The organism is Chryseobacterium daecheongense (assembly GCA_027920525.1).
Taxonomy (GTDB): Bacteria; Bacteroidota; Bacteroidia; order Flavobacteriales; family Weeksellaceae; genus Chryseobacterium; species Chryseobacterium proteolyticum.
Genome location: CP115858.1, coordinates 3,275,016 through 3,290,867 on the forward strand (window position 1 = coordinate 3,275,016; position 15,852 = coordinate 3,290,867).

Annotated in this window: 11 protein-coding genes; 2 read left to right on the forward strand and 9 right to left on the reverse strand. The window is 38.4% G+C overall.

What is annotated here, in order from left to right:
- Positions 1–12: 12 nt before the first annotated feature.
- Positions 13–510, forward strand: a complete 498-nt coding sequence (locus tag PFY10_14575) for a phosphoheptose isomerase (protein WBV55453.1) — start codon at positions 13–15, stop codon at positions 508–510.
- A gap of 102 nt (positions 511–612) precedes the next feature.
- Positions 613–2,697 carry a glycoside hydrolase family 97 protein gene (locus tag PFY10_14580; protein ID WBV55454.1) on the forward strand — a complete coding sequence of 695 codons (2,085 nt, stop codon included), beginning with the start codon at positions 613–615 and terminating at the stop codon, positions 2,695–2,697.
- Positions 2,698–2,748: 51 nt separating this feature from the next.
- Here PFY10_14580 and PFY10_14585 read toward each other — a convergent pair whose 3' ends face one another.
- The 9 genes from PFY10_14585 to PFY10_14625 form a co-directional block, all read right to left on the reverse strand.
- Positions 2,749–4,092 carry a sugar porter family MFS transporter gene (locus PFY10_14585; protein ID WBV55455.1) on the reverse strand — a complete coding sequence of 448 codons (1,344 nt, stop codon included), beginning with the start codon at positions 4,090–4,092 and terminating at the stop codon, positions 2,749–2,751.
- A gap of 6 nt (positions 4,093–4,098) precedes the next feature.
- The gene (locus PFY10_14590) at positions 4,099–5,853 is read right to left on the reverse strand and encodes a class I mannose-6-phosphate isomerase (GenBank protein ID WBV55456.1); all 1,755 of its coding nucleotides are present in this window, start codon (positions 5,851–5,853) and stop codon (positions 4,099–4,101) included.
- 29 nt (positions 5,854–5,882) lie between these two features.
- Positions 5,883–6,806, reverse strand: a complete 924-nt coding sequence (locus PFY10_14595; protein ID WBV55457.1) for an ROK family protein — start codon at positions 6,804–6,806, stop codon at positions 5,883–5,885.
- 8 nt (positions 6,807–6,814) lie between these two features.
- Positions 6,815–10,141, reverse strand: a complete 3,327-nt coding sequence (locus PFY10_14600; GenBank protein ID WBV55458.1) for a glycoside hydrolase — start codon at positions 10,139–10,141, stop codon at positions 6,815–6,817.
- A gap of 65 nt (positions 10,142–10,206) precedes the next feature.
- Positions 10,207–10,962, reverse strand: a complete 756-nt coding sequence (locus PFY10_14605) for a GntR family transcriptional regulator (GenBank protein WBV55459.1) — start codon at positions 10,960–10,962, stop codon at positions 10,207–10,209.
- A gap of 256 nt (positions 10,963–11,218) precedes the next feature.
- Positions 11,219–13,906: a TonB-dependent receptor gene (locus tag PFY10_14610; protein ID WBV55460.1), complete on the reverse strand. Its 2,688-nt coding sequence runs from the start codon at positions 13,904–13,906 to the stop codon at positions 11,219–11,221.
- Positions 13,907–13,974: 68 nt separating this feature from the next.
- On the reverse strand, positions 13,975–14,337 hold the full coding sequence (locus PFY10_14615) for a hypothetical protein (protein WBV55461.1): 363 nt from the start codon (positions 14,335–14,337) through the stop codon (positions 13,975–13,977).
- 19 nt (positions 14,338–14,356) lie between these two features.
- The gene (locus PFY10_14620; protein ID WBV55462.1) at positions 14,357–15,001 is read right to left on the reverse strand and encodes a hypothetical protein; all 645 of its coding nucleotides are present in this window, start codon (positions 14,999–15,001) and stop codon (positions 14,357–14,359) included.
- 78 nt (positions 15,002–15,079) lie between these two features.
- Positions 15,080–15,766 carry a response regulator transcription factor gene (locus PFY10_14625; protein WBV55463.1) on the reverse strand — a complete coding sequence of 229 codons (687 nt, stop codon included), beginning with the start codon at positions 15,764–15,766 and terminating at the stop codon, positions 15,080–15,082.
- Positions 15,767–15,852: the final 86 nt, after the last annotated feature.

The window sequence follows — 15,852 nt, forward strand, 5'->3', positions numbered from 1 at the left end:
ATAGCGATAATTATGAGTGCGGAAAAGAAAGAAATATTTGATAAAGTAGAAAAGATGCTAGGAGCTCAGGGCTTTAATCTTGTTGCAAAAGATGATACAAGACCGTGGGGTGGATTTTTTGTGATTGATGAAGCGCAGGCACAGGATTTTGCGAATCAATATTTTGACGGAATAGATGTGGAAAGCCTGAAGATCGGAGGAAAATTAAGTCCGAAAATTCTTCTGGTGGCGCCACAGGCAAGATTGAGCTGGCAGTATCACCACAGGAGAGCAGAAATCTGGCAGGTTGTTGAAGGAACAGTAGGTATAAAAAGAAGTAATACCGATGAAGAAGGTGAACTGCAGGAATACAAGCCAAAGGATCAGGTAAAACTTCAACAGGGAGAAAGACACCGATTGATCGGACTGGATGGCTGGGGTGTTGTAGCCGAGATCTGGCAGCATACGGATGCATCAAATCCATCGGATGAAGATGATATTGTAAGAGTACAGGATGATTTCGGAAGATAATTCCGGTAAGTATAATTGATCTCTGTCCGCCATTTTCCCAGAGAATGGCGGACAGTGTTTTTTAAGATTATTATAATGAAAATAAAGACTATATACTTTTGTATGAGTATGTTGTTCACGATTGTTACGAACGGACAAATACTCTCGTCACCCAATAATCAGTTTAAACTGAATTTTAAAATAGAAGGGGAGGGAACTCCATATTATTCATTAAATTATAAAGATAAAACGGTTTTAAAAGAAAGCCAGTTAGGATTTGTTTTAAAACCCTCTTATTCCTATTTCTCCGATTTTAAAGTAGAGGGGATTGATTACTCATCGTCCAATAAAACCTGGAAGCCGGTTTGGGGACCCAATAAGGAAGTAGCTGATCATTACAATGAAATGCTTGTCCATTTAGTTCAAGATAAAACCGGGTGGAAGCTGGATATCAGATTCAGGCTATTTGACGATGGTTTAGGTTTCCGGTATGAGTTTCCTGTCCAAAAGGATTTAAGGCATTTTACCATAAGCAGTGAGAAAACAAGCTTTAATTTAGGAAAAGATTATAAGGCATTTTGGATCCCTGCCGATTATGATACGAATGAGTTTCCGGTTACTACATCAAATCTGTCCGAAATTTCAAATCTGATCGCTGAGGTACGGAAAGAACCTCTGGCAGCAAAAGCACCCAGTGCCAGTCTTGCTGTACAAACACCTTTGATGCTGAAATCAAAAGACGGAATTTATATTAATATTCATGAAGCAGCTCTTACCAATTTTGCTGCAATGACACTCAATCTTGATGAGAAGAATTTTATTCTTTCTTCCAATCTGACACCTGATAAAAACGGAGACAGGGGTTTTGTTCAAACAGGTTCTGTAAGCCCATGGCGAACTTTGATTATCAGCAGTGACGCAAGAGATATTTTGGCTTCCAACCTGATTGTTAATCTTAATGAGCCAAGCAAAATTGAGGATACTTCATGGATCAAGCCGACCAAATACATTGGAGTATGGTGGGAATATTTTACAGGAGGTGGATCTACCTGGGCTTATTCAGACGATCAGGATATCCGGATCGGGCAAACGGATTATAAAACCCTCAAGCCGAATGGCAGGCATGGCGCGAATACCAAGCATGTTAAAGAATACATTGATTTTGCTTCAGAAAACGGCTTTGATGCTGTTTTAGTGGAAGGATGGAATGAAGGATGGGAAGATAATCAGGCTTATAGAAAAGAACATATTTATAGCTTTACCAAAGCTTATCCCGATTTTGATGTAAAAGAACTGCAGGCTTATGCCAAAAGCAAAAATGTAAAGATTATCATGCATCACGAAACAACATCATCTGCGGTAGATTATGAAAGACAATTGATGGACGCATTTCAGTTTATGAAAGACAATGGATACAATGCCGTAAAAACGGGATATGTAGGGCCAATTATCCCGCGGAGTGAATATCATGACAGCCAATGGATGGTTAACCATTACAACTACGTTGCTGAAATGGCTGCAAAATATCATATTATGGTAGATTCACATGAAGCAGTGCGGCCAACAGGTCTTTACAGGACTTACCCCAATTGGATTGCTCAGGAATCGGCACGCGGAACAGAATTTGAATCTTTCAATGGCAACCGTCCGGATCATACCACCATATTGCCATTCACAAGGCTAATAGGAGGCCCGATGGACTATACACCAGGGATATTCGAAGGAGATTTTTCGGTTTATGGAACTAATAAAGCGAAGTTGAGTACAACGCTTACCAAGCAATTAGCACTTTATGTTACAATGTACAGCCCGCTTCAGATGGCTGCAGATCTGATTGATAATTACAAAAAATACCCTGATGCTTTTCAGTTTATCAAAGACGTGGCAGTAGATTGGGATTCTTCATATATTCTTGAAGCTGAGCCGGGTGATTATATTACCATTGCAAGGAAAGCTAAAAATAAAGATGAATGGTTTGTAGGAAGTATTACTGATGAAAATCCAAGAGAAGCAACGGTAGATTTGTCATTTCTACCTAAAAACCAAAAATTTGAAGCGGTAATTTATAAAGACGGTAAAAATGCCAGCTGGAAAAACAATCCTAAAAGTTATGAGATCTCCAGACAAATAGTGAGAACCAATACTAAGCTGAAAATCAAAACGGCTCCCGGTGGGGGATTTGCGATGAGTATAAAGCCGGTAAAATAATAAAGAGTGATTGAAATCCCAAAATTAAGAATTTCAATCACTCTTTTTCTTTTATAGAGAATTATGTATTTCTTCTAAAGTTTTTCCTTTGGTCTCAGGTACTTTTTTCCATACAAACAAGAGTGCTGTGATAGCGATGGCCATGTATAACCAAAATGTAAAAGCATTACCAATAATTCCGACAAGAACCGGAAAAGTTTGGGAAACTAAAAAAACGGCTGACCACAGAAAGAAAGTAGCCACGGACATAGCGGTAGCTCGAGCCTTTGTTGGAAAGATTTCTGCAATAACAACGAATGCAAGAGGACCAAGGGACATGGCAAAACAAGCAATATATCCAAGAATAGCGATAAGTATCAGATACCCCTTTTGTTCATTAAAAAAGGCAAAGCCAATAATAAATAAGCAAATAGCCATGCCGGAAATACCAAGAAGCAGTAATTTTTTTCGTCCCCATGTGTCTACGTATCTTATGGCTACAAAAGTAAAAAGAACATTGATGATCCCCACAAGAACGGTTTGCATGAATGCAGAGTCTGAGCCGACTCCCGTTGCCTTGAAAATCTCCGGAGCATAATACATAATTGCATTGATGCCGGTAATTTGTGAGAATATAGCAAGGAAGATACCTATAGCCAATGCCCGTTTTAATTTGGGCTCCTTAAGCGCGCTGAAAGAAAGAGATTTTTCCTCTTTTAAAGCCCCCTTGATGGAATCCAGCTCCTGCCGGGCAGTCGTAGGATCATTGATGGTTTTCAGGATTGCTAATGCCTCAGTTTCTCTTTTTTGTCCGGCCAGCCAACGCGGGCTCTCAGGAACAGTGAAGAGCAACAGAATAAAGATAATGGCAGGAATAATTCCCGAACCAAACATCCATCTCCATCCTGTAGAAATATTCCAGCTTTCGTTATGAATGCCGGCAATATAGGCATTCACAAAATAGATAACCAGAATACCACTCACGATTCCCAGTTGGAATATGGATATCAGACGTCCTCTTATGGCTGCAGGAGCCATTTCTGAAATATACATCGGCGAGAGCATGGAAGCAATTCCGATACCCATTCCTCCTATCATCCGGAATACTACAAATATCCACAGATTAGGAGCCAGTGATGTTCCTATGGATGAAATAGTAAACAATAAACCCGAAAGCATTAATACTTTTTTACGACCGATACGATCACTTAATGTTCCTGAATACACAGCACCTATGATGCAGCCCAGCAGAGCACATGAAGCTACCCAGCCTGTCATCAGATCGGATAAATGATAATAAGTTCGCATAAAGCCAATGGCTCCGGAGATTACAGCGGTATCATAACCGAATAACAATCCGCCTACTGATGCTACAAGAGTTGCCTTAAGGATTGTAGAATGAAACGTTTGCTGCATAGAGGTTTATTTTATAACTTTTTGAGAAATCATCTGAGTACGTATGCTCGCTTTAATAGTCACACATTCTTTTCCTTCACTCTCTCCATATGGACTTATGGTATACAGTCCTACATGAGCCGGTACGATAAATGTTTCAGCATAATGAATAATATAAGGCTTAAAAAGATGTTCTGGGCTTTCCACAATAATTTCCCTTCCATCAACAAGGTTGAGTACATTTACCACACCTCCGGTATGATGAACTACTTTTTTAGTGAACCAATGTCTTCTTGTTTCAATAAATGATAATGCATCTAAACCTGTACGTTCTTCCCGCCAGCCATCTCCTTCAGCAATAGGTTCTGTAAGGTTTAGTATATTTTCTTTGGTCCATGAAGTGGTTCGATCCCATTGTATAACATTTTTACCATGTGCCAATGATATGGGACGCGGTTTGCCATCCAGTCCCATACGCCCCCAATCCCATAATTTAAAAGTAAAAATATAAGGAGTTGCACTGATTTCCAATACCACAGAATTCGCTCCCGAACAATGTACAGTGCCCGAAGGAATAGATACATGGTCATGTTTGCGGACCGGCCATTTTTGTACATACTTCTCTGCGTCAAAAGGAACCTGATCATGTTGCGCAGCTTCCAGCTCCTTCATCATAAGCTTAGGGCCAATATTTTCTTTTAACCCCAAATAGACAAAAGCATCTTCTTTAGCATCCAGCATATAGTAACTTTCATCCTGTGTATAGGACATCCCGAACTTTTCTTTGATGTATTCCTTAAGCGGATGTACCTGTAGACTCAGATTACCACCTTCCATAGTGTCCAGAAAGTCAAAACGGATAGGAAACTCGTCCCCGAATCCCTCATATACTTCTTTTCCCAGCAAAGCTTCTGGCTGGAAAAAAACAAGATTGGAAGAAGGTATTTCTACAACCTGGTTTCCGAAACCCAATAAGAGACTATTCTCTTCAGGGACACAATCAAATCCCCAGGCGTAATTCGGAAGACTTCTATCCAGATCACATACCTCTTTTAGCCATTGGCCTCCCCATGGGCCGGGATCAAAAAACGGGACAACCCTGAAAGGAGCGCTTACCGTTTGCTGAAATGCATCAAATAAAGCAACATTACTTATCATTTTAGGTTGATGGGGTATGGTCGTATCCAGAAGAAACTGACACTTATTCAATATTTGTTTCTTATAATGGTCACTAACGCGCCAGTCTACAAAATAAGCATGTTTGTATTGATATGCAAAAGAATCAGTATAGTTGGTTCTGCCCAGATTGCAGGCTGTATCTTTTCGGAAACGCATTTGTATTTCCCATCGAGGCATATCTGCATACATGAAAAGGTCTGCCTCGTCTGCAATTATAGTGGCACCAGGGCCTATGATCACAGCACAATCACCGATTTCTGATAGAAGGCTTTTGAGATCTTTAATCTTTTTAAAATCAAAATAATCTTCCAGTTTTAGGGAGGATATATAACCAAATACAGGATCATCCGTTACATAAGGCTGTACCAGTGCTGCAATTTCTTTTTCCGGTTTCATGGCCTGAATGGTATTGATCACCAATTCAGGATTTAGTATCTCTTTCAATGAGCTGATGACCTCTTCCAGATAAACCCCTGGATAGCACTCAATCGCGATAACTCTAGGATTGCTTTCTTTTATTTGTTCAGTAATATTCTGCCAACCTGAAAAACAAGAGTGGCCTTTGATTTCAATGATGGGAAATTTATTAAAGTTTGATTTCATCTTGTGCAATGTTTATCTGTCATATTATTTTATTGGTTGTTGATGAGATGGGCTATGCCCAATAGCGCAGCTGTGCCGGAGAATTTTCCTTCAGTAAGATGAACTTTTCCCCAGGGTGTCCATGAGTAAGTTTCAATATAATTCCGTAAATAGGGTATGATAGAAGAACTGCTGGCCATAATTCCACCGGTAAGCACCAGTATTTCCGGGTCATAAGCATGAATCAGATTAACAGCACATGCAGACCATGCCTGAAGGCTCTGATTCCTGATTTCTAATGCTTTTGTATTTCCTTCTTCAGCCAGAGTAAAGATCATTTCATAATCAACTACCGAAGAAGCTGGCAGATCTTCTGATTTAGGCATGTTTGCGAGATTCCATGTTGAAGCTTCCGTTTCTACACAACCTTTGTTGCCACAACTACATACATTCCCTTTATAATTGATCACCGAATGTCCTCCAAGAATACCCGCCGTAAAATGTTTACCCTTCAATAATTTTCCTTCTATGATAGCCGCACTGCCTATTCCCGTTCCCAGTGTCATGAGAACTGCATTGTCATGATTTTGTGCATTACCATATATCCATTCTCCTACCAACGCACTCCTGGCATCATTCTCTATGAAAAAAGGAAGATTAAACATCTTCTGGCACCATTCCTCTAAATCGATTTCAGGAGCATCTCCAAATTTCTTATCGATAGAAAGTACTTTTTTCCGGTGGCTGTCTACGATCCCGGGAGAAGCAATACCTAATCCACCCAGATCCGATAAAGAAAGTTGTTGGGGTTTTAATAAATTTTCTACAGCTTCCCGGATATAAGGAAGCCTGGATCTGAGACCATTTGTGGAATAGGCATCAATAGAGGTGGAATCCAGTAAAATGCCATCTTGCACAATGCCGATTTTAATCCTTGTACCTCCCATATCTATGGCAATAACCGGTTTCGACATGACTTTAATTAAGGAATAAGTTTAATTTCAATAACATCCATTCCTGATAAACTAAGTTTTTCGTCAGGTGTTATTGTTTTACCTGTTTTTACATCAATAAGCTGAGATGGTTTTAGCTTTTCCCAGGCAAATGTTGTTGTCTGTTCCCGCTCGTCTGGATTGTATAGTCTTATAATAAAGCTGTGATCTTCTTGTGGTGTTACACTTGTCACAACAATTTTGTCATTGCCAACTTTGAAAAGACTTCCGCCAGCTTTGAATTTTTCATCGACAGAAACGGCAATAAGAGGTTGCGTAAAAGCAGACGCATACTTTTCATTTTCTACCGAATCAAATGATCCATGTGGACGTAGAGCATAGCGGTAATGCACAGGACCTTCCTGATCTGCTTTATAGTTGGTGTGCCAATAGTTGTTCATCGCATAGCTGAACCAATTGGTAGTGCCGGGAGTTCCTTTGTCTTTCCATTTTTTGTGGCTGTTATCAATAACCATTTTTTCGTCGATCATCTCAGTAGCTTCAATAAGGGGTGCTTCTAAAACCATCCATTGCATTCCCTTTTGTCCAAAAGAAGCATCTACCCATCGGCGGCTATACCAATAATCCATGTTGGAACCGGGAAGCTGATCAGTAAGATATCTCATGATACCATAACCTGCATCTACTGTTATATTCTTGAACTCAGCATTGAAGGGAAAACCAAAGTGAACCGATTCTTTGGTACGTATAGGTTTTTTATCCACAATATTTTCCAATCCTACTTCATCACTATCCGCAAACAAAGTAAGAATTCTTTCCAGTTTATTAGCACCTGGTGCTTCTGATATCAGAGAGATTTTGCTCATAACAGGTCCATTCTCTAATACTTTTATCTGCACATTCATGTTGGATTGAGCTTCCTTTGGATCAGAACCAGGAACATACCAATAACTGTTTAACCCTTGGTTGTTAAAAATTCCTGCGTAATTAATATTGTTGTTATCGGTAAACTGGGTAATGCTTCCAGTCTTATGATCCCAGGTCACAGCTACCTTTCCATTAGAAATACTATTGTTAGTAACAGAAAAAGGCTTTGCGGAAGATACTTTTGCTTTAATGATAATGTAGTTTGCTGACCCTAGTGGTGGAACATCTTTTGCGATGAATACCATAGTTCCGTCCTGCAGCTTTTGTAAAGGAGCTGTATGACCTGATGCATCCTGGACGGCATTCCCCAATGATGTTCCAGGAATAATTACCGCACCACTTCGTAACCATGATGAGGTGTTGAAAACTGCAATGGTTTTGGATACAGGATTGGTTATAGGCTTTAGTAAATCAGCTTCCAGTTTGTTAGCCAAAGAACTTCCGTCAGTAGAAAACTGCTTTTTTACCTGCCATTGATCTTTAACGAACGGAAGGTCAGGAGCAGTAATACTGTTAAAGGCTCCCCAGGTATGCTCATGAAATAAAATGACATTTCTCCATGCTTCATAAAAACTTTGGCTGTTATATTGAGTAGGATTGAGCATTGAGTACAGGGTGGTTAGCTGTTGTAACTTAAGGCTGCTGTTTCGGTTAATCCCTTCTTCCCGGGCGGTAGACATTGCTCCGTCTTCCCAATGTGGACTGATATCTCCTTTTACTATTGGAAGCTGATCTCCATATTTCTTTTCAAAAACTTCAAACATCTTTTCATTCGTACTGAGAACGATTTTAGGCGAGATATATTTTTTATTCCACTCATCTACAAACTTTGATATTGAAGGATCTATAGGACCATTATCAGAAACAATATTATAACGCCACTGTACCATATCATAAGGATAATTGGTTTTGGTAAGGTCATCAAGATATTCGGCAATCTTTCTTTGCCCGTTTTCAAATACACCACCTGGATGGATGCCGTGCCATGAAGAATAACCTCTTCCGGCTGTCCAGAATAATATTTTTTCTTTACCCGAAGGCGATTGCCACCATACTGGTTTATCTCCCCAGTTTTTTACAAAATTTCCAACCCGGTCTCCAAGATATGGGTTGGTTTTTCCAAGATAATTGGGGCCACTGGAAAAATATTTTACTCCCGATGCAGTAAGTGCAGGAACCAATGACCAGGCAAAGCCGGGAACATCAGACATCATGGCACTGTTGATCTTTAATCCATATTCTTTTTCCAGCTTTTTCCCATATTCCGTGTAATGGTATAATTCTTCGGGCTGGCTAAGTCCCGTTAAAATATTACCATACATTGCTGAAAGACCTATATCTCCTTCTTTTACTGCTTTTACAAATAATTGTTTATCCTGAGGAGTAGCTTTTCGCATAAAGTTTTCTACATCCCATAGTGCTTCGACATTATATTTAAAACGAGCTTCTTCAGGTAAGTTCCGTGTTTTCTCAATCATTTTCAAGGCATCATATATATTTTGAGTATGAATCCTTTCCACTTCAGATTGTAAATGGGAATATCCTACATCCGTATGAGAATGATGTATGAAATATAAGGTGCGGGGAACGATAGCTCCAGCCTCAATAGTTTTACGGAGAAGTTCCTTATTACCTGAGGTAACTGATAACTGAACACTGCCTCCTTCAGGTGCAAGATCTACAGGTAGGTCAAATGTTTTAATACCATCCGGCATAGTAAAGGAGAAGGAATTCTTATTGTTTATTTTAACCGTAATTTTTTGTTCAGGACCAAAGTGTAATGTAGTAAGGGTAATAAGACGTTTTCCATCTTTTAAAATGAACGGAGTGGAGGAAGCATCCATTTTCTCCTGGAAGGTAAATTTGTATGTCATGAACCAGTCCCTGCTATCCTGAGCTTGTCCTACAAGTTTCAGACGTAAAGGTTTTCCCGGAGTTACTTTATTGGCAGGAACTCTGAGATACGCAATACCATAAGAATCTTTTAAGCCGTCCATTTTAGTCTGGTTGAATACAAATGCAGTACTGTCTGCTGCTTTGGAAATCCAGTCCGGATGCTTATTTCCGGGATAAGTAGTGAGAGTAAGTGCTTTTTGATCGTTGATGTACAAGTCAAAATGGCGAATACCCCCACTGCTTCCCGAAGAATGGGAGACCAGCCAGTTAAAATATACATATTGCTTATTGCCTTTTTGTGGCACAGGAGCAGTTTCCCACTCAATTGCTTTTGCGCCATCCGTTGTGCGCGTAAGTAAAGCTCTCGTTGCATGATCCGGAAATGCAGAGAAATAATCAATATTCTCACCACTTATTTCCTTTTCATAACCGTTGGTAGACTGTATGTTACCAAAATAAGGAACTTTTTTTTGACTATAAACAAAATTGCCTGTCATCAGGAAGGACATCAGCAAAAGAAAATACTTGTACATGGACTTCATTTTTGGTTATATGTTAGAATGTTTGAACATATTAATGTCTAAAAAAATAAAACCTGCTAAGAAGATTTATTAATATCTATCGTATAGGTAAACTTATCAGAACGGTAGTATCCCACATTATATTCTACCGGCTTTCCATTGATATCATACACGAAACGCTCTCGTTTCAGAACCGGAAAAGCAGCCGGTACTTTTAGTTTCTTTCCTATCACGGCACCAGCCTGGCAGGCGCTTATATTTTCACGGGACCGGTGTACTATGACTCCATGATTCTCCTGCAACATGCTATACAATGGCATATCAAAATCATCATTTTTATCAAGGCCTATTCTTGGATGAAAATAGCTTTCAAAATAGACAATCGGATCACCGGAATTTTCTCCTTTTAATTTAGAAAGCTTAAATATTTTTTTATCTGGTGAACTGTTAAAAAAATGGCAGATTTCTTCATTAGGCTGTACTGTTTCTGTTTTTAACAATTGGTTAATTACATGAATACCTTTCTCCTGCATTTCTCTTGTAAAACTATACCAATGATCCAATCCTGTTGTAAGGCTTTTATTTTCAGCCACACGTGTTCCGACCCCTTTTTTCCGTACAATAAGACCTTCATGTTCCAGTTTATTGGTTGCCTGTCGGATGGTGTTCCGGGAAACTCCCCAAAGATTAGCCAGATCAACTTCCTTAGGTAACAGAGCTCCTTTTTTATAAACTTCCATCTTGATAAGTTTACGGAAAAGTTCTTCTACCTGTACATGCAGAGGGAGTTTACTATGATGATCTATCGTGAAATCTTTGGTTGGTATGTTCATACATATTAGAAAGTGTAAATATATAAAATTTTTAATGTAAATAGATTTTTTAAGTATTTTTTTGTTCTTTGTTTGTAAAATGGCAAAATCGGAGATTTGCAAAATTGTCATTTAATGCCTTAGCTCACCTTTGTCAACGGAGAAGGAACCACATTTTAATCTTGAAAAAATGTCCGTACCGATAAAATTTTATTCCAAAATAAAGGCAGCATTTGGATTAATGCTGCCTATTATATTTAAAAACTTATCGGTATTTTTAGAATGTCACATCCAGACCTATATAAAAATTAGCTTTCATAATAGGAGCGTAGAGCATTCCACCATCAAAATAATTCCCGAAAGGATTTTTAAAATCGATGATCGCATTCTTCTGATAGTAAGAGGTTAAGTTTTCGCCTCCAACATAGGCTCTCAGTTTTTTATTAAAATTTCTAGAAATCTGTGCATTCAAAATAGCATAAGATTTGGAATAACCGGGTAATTGAAACTCGGTTGGATTGCCCGATGTGTCCGGTAGTCTTTGCTTTCCAACCCAATTCAGAGTCGTATCAAAACTCCAGAAGCCACCCTTATCACTTTTGTTCGTAGAATAAGCAAGATTTACAAATCCGCGATTTTTAGCCATAAAAGGAATTTCCCTTCTTCCGTCAAGATAATCTGCCTGAACGTCATAATATTTGTAGGCAGCTTTTACTTCAAAGTTTTTAATCGGAATAAAATCCCACTGTATCTGTAAACTATTGGCAAAAGATTTTCCTTCCAAATTATAAAATACAAGCTGCTGTGGAGATCGGTCAAGGTCAACCATCACCTGATTCTGAAAATCTGTTCTGAAAAAGTCGGCAACGATGGAAGATTTTCTTCCGAAAATTTTAAACTCCTGCTGTAAACTTGCTCCGTAATTCCATGCAATTTCAGGTTTTAATCCGTAAATATCTCCGCCATTTTGTATAATTTGAATCGTTCTGTTCGATGCAAAGTACTGTTGATTTTCCGCAAAAACCGAAGCCGTTCTAAAACCTCTTCCTGCTGACAACCTTAAAATGGTTTGGGGAGTGAAATCATATTTAAAGTTCATCCTTGGTGTAAACTGTGTTCCAGCCAGGTTGTGGAAGTCTACTCTTGCTCCGGCTACCAAAGTATATTTTAATCCTGTTAAGGTATATTCGGCAAAAGCTCCAGGTACGATTTCATTTCTTTTGTATGGAGTTGTAAGATAGGTTTCATCATAACCGTCATACATAAAACTGGCTCCGGCTTTATATTTGTGATTCGTATTCCCGATAATACTCTCAAAAATTAAATTGGAATAAAAAGTATTCTGTTTACCTGAATAATTTCTCAACCCGAAAAAGCTATCCTGCTGATGGTATACATACTGATTCATCCAGCCTATACTTTGATAAGGTTTACCTTTAAAAACATATCCGGTCTTGTTCCATACCTGAAATCTCGAAATATCAATTCCAACCCCGTACGGGTTTTGCTTATCCTGAGACAGCCTTTTATCAAAATCGGTCTGTCCTGCTGTTCTGTTATCCTTCACGAAATTAATTCCGAAGTGAGATCCGAAACCGGATTTTTCCAGGTCATTATAATTAAGCAAATATGCTGCATTGATTTGTGTCCCTTTCGGACGGTCAAGAAATCCGTCATTATTCATATCCGTATTTCCGAAAGTTCCGTTTCCATGCAACAAGAAAGTCTGAGACCATTTCTCATTAATAGGAGATACACTCGTTATATTTGCCTCTGCTCTCCCGTTGAAATCAGAAAAAAGATTGAGTGATGTTTCGGGAGTTTTGGCATTTTTCAGAAGTTCGGTATTGATTTGCCCGGTAATACTTTCATACCCATTGGTTACCGTACTTCCTCCTTTTGTAAGTTGGATGCTTTCGATCCATCTGCCGGGAATAAAATTCAGCCCATAAGCGGAAGCCAAACCTCTGATCTCCGGTAAAAGTTCCTTGGTTAGGCTGGTGTATTTCTGATCAAGACCCAGCATTTTAAGCTGTTTCGTGCCTGTTACAGCATTACTGAAGGAAACATCTACGGTAGCATTTGTTTCAAAACTTTCCGAGAGATTACAACAGGCTGCTTTCAACAATTCCTTTTTGTCAATATTAAAAACCAAACCTGCTTCATTTTTGCTTAATGAAGTTGAAGCTTTCGACGCGGATAATTTTACTTCCTCAATCTTTTTTTCATGATGATCGTGGTTCTCGTTTTCCGCAGATACATTATTGTTACCGGACATTGTTTTTTCATCTTCTTCAAAATGAACGTTAGATCCTTTTTCTCCCAATGCTACAGTTCTGTCGTAAAGGCAACATGAGGGAAGATTGTTATAAACGTTGTCTGTTGAAGTATACTTTTCGTTGTCATGCCCAACATCAGCAATCTTTTTTAAAATTTTATCTGCAGAAGTTTTGTTGCTGTCAAAGTTTAAAACAACAGTTTGTTTCTCAGCGCTCCAATTTGCAGAAGTAGCACCGGAATCTTTTGCTGCTTTTTCAATTCTTGCTTTACATGATGCACAATTTCCTTTGACATAAAATTCATTGTCAGCTTTGGGTTTTTGTACTACCGCGCTTGTGCTTGCATTGGACGGTTGAAGAGTCCTCTCGTAATGACAGCAGTCAGGAAGACTTTGATACACTTCATCAGTAGCTTTGAATTTCTCATTGTCGTGTCCCGCTTCAGCTACCTTTTTAAGAATGTCATCCGGAGAAACATTTCCTTCTGTTTCTAATGTTAAAGTTTGAGAATCTATAGAATATCTTGCCGCTTTTGCCCCTGCTTTTTTTGCTGAGGTTTCTATTCTTTCTTTACACATTTCACAGTTTCCTTTTACCTGAAACTGGCTTTTAAGATTTTGGGCAAATATAAAGGGTGCAGATAATAAGCATAATCCAAGAATTATCCTGGAAATAAATAATTTCATTTTGTTTAAAATTTAGATTAATTAAAAAATAGTCCATTAGCGCTCTAATGAACCTGCTGTATTTTTAATTAAGCTAGCTTTGGCGGTTCCCAAATCTCTTTTAAACGATCCGAAAGATGAGGATCACAATATTGGAAAAGTAATTTTTTATTGGCTTTATAGTATGATAATTCCAATAGAAAACCTTTGGAAAAAGGAGTTTCTATATATGAAAAACAAGCCACACATGTTGAACAGCAATCATCGTTGCAAGATGATTTTGATTTTTCGTGTTCTTTAGATGATTTTGATTGATGGTTCTTACAGCAGTCGTCTTTTTTAGCGTCCGCCTTACAGCAGGTCTGCTGGGTTGACATCATATAGAAGTTATCTTTAGGAATCAAGAAAATTCCTAAGCAGAAGATAAGGGTTATGATCTGAAATAACTTCACGATGGCAAAATTACAAAAATTATGGTAATGGATCACCTACTTTTACAGAACAATTGTGAAAAGGCTCTCCGTGAGCGGGGTTTAATTTCGGTTTCTCACCAGTTGCCAGACTTTGTTCAGGTGCTGAAACGGGAATATTTTGTACAGTACTTTGAACAGGCTGCGGAGACGGTTTACTATTGAGAGGTTGTCCTACAGGAATATCACAGCGATGTCCCGGTTGTCCGTGAGGTGGATTCATGCCCGGAGCAGTTTTTACCGCCTTTCCTGTTTTATTATCCACCGTAAATTTTCCTGGTTTTAGTGAATTGGGATCGATTTGTATCGTTTGAGATCCATTATTATTTACCACAACATTTTGAGTGGTCTGGGCCTGAGCCGGTTTGCTGTTTAATGGCTGTCCTACAGGGATATCACAACGGTGTCCCGGTTGTCCGTGGGGTGGATTCATTCCGGGAGCGGTAACAGGTGGAGATGAATTTACAGGTTGCACATTGCTCTTTATGCCTGCCTGATCTAAAATAGAAGCTTTTGGAGTATTATTAACAGCTAATGCAGGCTGCTGAATGGATGCCTCTTCTTTAATGTAAGTTGCTCTTTCATCTTTTTTACAGGAAACAGTAAGCAGAGAAAAAGCAGCAAGACCTAAAAATATATTTTTCATATCCTATCGTATAAAACAAAATTAGCAAAACATTTTCAATTGTTTTGCTAATTTTATATTTATAATCTTCTTTTGGAATTAATTCTTAACTAAAAGTCTGAATCCTTCTCCGTGAACATTGATGATTTCCAGTCCTTCATCATCTTTTAAGAGCTTACGAAGTTTTGCGATATAAACATCCATACTTCTTGCAGTAAAATAGTTTTCCTTTTTCCAGATCTTTCTCAATGCAAGGTCTCTTGGCATAAAATCATTTCTGTGGATACAAAGAAGTTTAAGCAATTCATTTTCCTTCGGAGAAAGTTTGTATTCTTTGTCACCTACTCTTAATTGTCTCAGCATGGAATCAAAGAAAATATTGCTAATCTTAAACTGTTCCTGTTCTTCATTTTCTAGGGTTGAGCTTCTCTGAAGAATTGCCTTAATCTTGTATAAAAGTAATTCCGTATCAAATGGTTTTGTAATATAATCATCTGCCCCCAACTGATATCCTTTCAGGATGTCTTCCCTCATATTTCTTGCTGTAAGGAAAATGATAGGAGTATTTTTATCTATTTTTTTTACATCTTCTGCCAATGAAAACCCGTCTTTCTTAGGCATCATCACGTCGAAAATACAAATGTCAAATTCATTTTCTGTGAATTCCTTGAGCCCCTGCTCTCCATCTGTTGCAAGAGTTACTTCAAAATTATTGATGGTTAAATAATCTTTCAAAACAGCTCCGAAACTCTGATCGTCTTCTACTAATAATATTCTGTTGCTCATAATTTTAAAAATTAAAAATTAATAATAAGAATGAACTTCCTCACTCTCTCTTCTTTTATATTTGTTATTTGGTTTATCTTTTATTG

Coding starts and splice junctions, on each gene's coding strand:
- PFY10_14625 (WBV55463.1), bottom strand. CDS start 15,766: ATGAGCAACAGAATATTATTAGTAGAAGACGATCAGAGTTTCGGAGCT.
- PFY10_14610 (WBV55460.1), bottom strand. CDS start 13,906: ATGAAATTATTTATTTCCAGGATAATTCTTGGATTATGCTTATTATCT.
- PFY10_14585 (WBV55455.1), bottom strand. CDS start 4,092: ATGCAGCAAACGTTTCATTCTACAATCCTTAAGGCAACTCTTGTAGCA.
- PFY10_14605 (WBV55459.1), bottom strand. CDS start 10,962: ATGAACATACCAACCAAAGATTTCACGATAGATCATCATAGTAAACTC.
- PFY10_14590 (WBV55456.1), bottom strand. CDS start 5,853: ATGAAATCAAACTTTAATAAATTTCCCATCATTGAAATCAAAGGCCAC.
- PFY10_14595 (WBV55457.1), bottom strand. CDS start 6,806: ATGTCGAAACCGGTTATTGCCATAGATATGGGAGGTACAAGGATTAAA.
- PFY10_14580 (WBV55454.1), top strand. CDS start 613: ATGAGTATGTTGTTCACGATTGTTACGAACGGACAAATACTCTCGTCA.
- PFY10_14600 (WBV55458.1), bottom strand. CDS start 10,141: ATGTACAAGTATTTTCTTTTGCTGATGTCCTTCCTGATGACAGGCAAT.
- PFY10_14620 (WBV55462.1), bottom strand. CDS start 15,001: ATGAAAAATATATTTTTAGGTCTTGCTGCTTTTTCTCTGCTTACTGTT.
- PFY10_14575 (WBV55453.1), top strand. CDS start 13: ATGAGTGCGGAAAAGAAAGAAATATTTGATAAAGTAGAAAAGATGCTA.